General features: G+C 62.6%; 2 protein-coding genes. One reads left to right on the forward strand and one right to left on the reverse strand.

All coding sequences use genetic code 11. From position 1 onward, the window contains the following. A partial coding sequence (locus ACMO6A_RS06780) for a glycosyltransferase family 2 protein (RefSeq protein ID WP_418470981.1) occupies window positions 1-1586 on the forward strand: 1586 nt, incomplete at its 5' end. Here ACMO6A_RS06780 and ACMO6A_RS06785 read toward each other — a convergent pair. Continuing rightward, on the reverse strand, window positions 1583-2328 hold a 746-nt coding region (locus tag ACMO6A_RS06785), incomplete at its 5' end, for a glycosyl transferase family 2 (protein ID WP_418470983.1). The genes ACMO6A_RS06780 and ACMO6A_RS06785 overlap by 4 nt on opposite strands.

The raw sequence follows: 2328 nt of genomic DNA on the forward strand, positions 1-2328 counted from the left end.
GGGTGAACGAGCGCTACTTCGAGGAGATGCTGGAATCCGTCCTTGCGCAAAGCTACGTTCGGTGGGAACTCGTCCTCGTCGATTCCGAGAGCGAATCCTCAAAGGTGCCGGGCATCGTCGAGCGCATCGCTGACGATCGCATCACGGTGGTTCCGCTGCGCGACAACCTCGGCATCGTGGGCAACACGAACGCCGGCATTCAGCATGCGCGGGGCGAGTACGTGGCGTTCCTCGATTACGACGACGTGTTGGAGCCGAACGCGCTGGAGGCGTACGTCCAGGCCATCGCCGAGCATCCCGACGCGGGCCTGCTGTACTGCGACGAGGACTCGTTCGAGGTCGGGGGAGCGTTCAGGAACCCTGTGTTCAAGACTGATTTCAACCGAGATCTGCTGTACTCACACAATTGCATCACGCATTGGCTCATGGTGCGCAAGGACGTTTTGGCCGAGACGGGCCTGTCCGACGACGAGGTGAATGGGGCGCAGGATTACGACCTCTCCTTGCGTGTGTCGGAAACCGGACGCGAGATTGTGCACGTGCCGCACATGCTGTACCACTGGCGCGTGCATGGCGAGTCGACCGCAGGGGACAACCTGGGGAGCAAGCCCTACGCTCACCAGGCGGGGAAGATCGCGCTGCGCCGGCATTTCGACCGCCGCGGGATACCCGTCTCGGTGGAGGACGGCGACGGGCCGTTCGTGTACCGGGTCCGCTACCAGCTGCCCGACCCTCAGCCGAGCGTGGAGATCCTCATCCCCAGCAAAGACCATGTTGACGTGCTGGATCGCTGCGTTCGCAGCATCCTGGAGAAGTCGGCCTACGGGAACTACCGCATCACCGTCATCGAGAATAACAGCATGGAGGACGAGACGTTCGCCTACTACCGCGAGCTCGAGGCGCGCAGCGATCGCGTCCGCGTCATCGAATGGCCGCACGGGTTCAACTATGCCAAGATCATGAACTTCGGTGCCGCTAGCACCGATGCGGATCTGCTTTTGCTGCTGAACAACGACACCGAGGTGATCGCACCCGACTTCATCGAGGAGATGGCGGGCTACCTGCAACGTCCCGAGGTGGGCATCGTCGGCGCGAAGCTGCTGTATTACGACGGTCTCGTGCAGCACGCGGGCATGCTCATCGGCCCTGACGGCACGGTTGTGCACGTAAACCAGAACGTGCCCGATGCGCAAGGCTGCTATCTTGGCCGGTCGGTGCGCCCCGGCAATTTCTCAAGCGTGACGGGCGCATGCCAGATGGTGAAGAGGACGGTGTTCGAGGAGGTGGGTGGTTACTCTGAGGAGTTCGCGGTGGGGTACAACGACGCCGACTTCTGCTGCAAAGTGAGCGCAGCGGGCTACTCGGTGACGTTTACGCCGTACGCGAAGCTGTACCACAACGAGTTCGTATCTCGTGGGCGCGAAGAGGGGGATCCCTCGAAGATGCAGCGCTGGCTGCGCGAGCGCGCTCTTATGCAAGAGAAATGGCCGCAGTTCTTCGAGCAGGGGGATCCGTTCTCGAACCCGAACCTCGATAGGGACAGCCTGTACTTCGCGCTTCCCTCGCCGGAGGACGCGCGCCGTTAACGGCCGAGGATCTTTTTCGCGGGTTTGAGGACGGCCTCGCCGACGCGGTACGTCTTCGATGCGCGCAATTCCTCGACTTCGCGCCAAGCGCGCAGTGCATCGTTCTTCTGCTCTTCCATGCGCCGATTCGTTTCCCTGAGCAGGAAGAACAGGAAATCGTCGGCGTCGTCGCACAGCAGGTGGCGCACCTGGTCGTAGGTGCGCGGGTCGAAGAACTCGGCCTTTTTCATCGTGTCGAGGCCGAGTTCGACGCATCCGCGCTGCTGCATCTCGCGACGCAGCTCCTCGAAGGCGTCGCGGGCTTTCAGGCTGCAGAGGTTGAAGAACACCGACTCGGCCGCCCAGTTCTTGAAGCCCCGCTCGACCGCGGCGAAGCGCCCGACGTTCTCAAGGTGCTGCTTGACGGCGACGAAAGATCGGTAGAAGTCGAGAGGAGCGCGCTCGTTCGTGGCGATGTTGCTGTTCGGATTGTTCACGCGGTAGTGGTACAGCACCTCGTCTACCGTGGCGACACGGTCGGCCTGGGCCAGCGCGCAGCAGACGAAGTACAGGTCGGCGCTGCGCTGGACCTCATGGAAGCGTAGGCCGCTTGCCTGTACGAACGAGGATCGGAACAGCTTGTTCCACGTCCAGTTCTGAAAGGCATAGAACAGCTTGTCGGGGTTGTCGCCGGGTGACGACACGCGGTCGGCGGGGAAGGCGTCGGCGTCCAGCGACCAGGGCATGGGCAGCGTCTCGCCGG

Origin of the sequence: Eggerthella sp. (assembly GCF_048329335.1) — a bacterium.
Taxonomy (GTDB): Bacteria; Actinomycetota; Coriobacteriia; order Coriobacteriales; family Eggerthellaceae; genus Eggerthella; species Eggerthella lenta.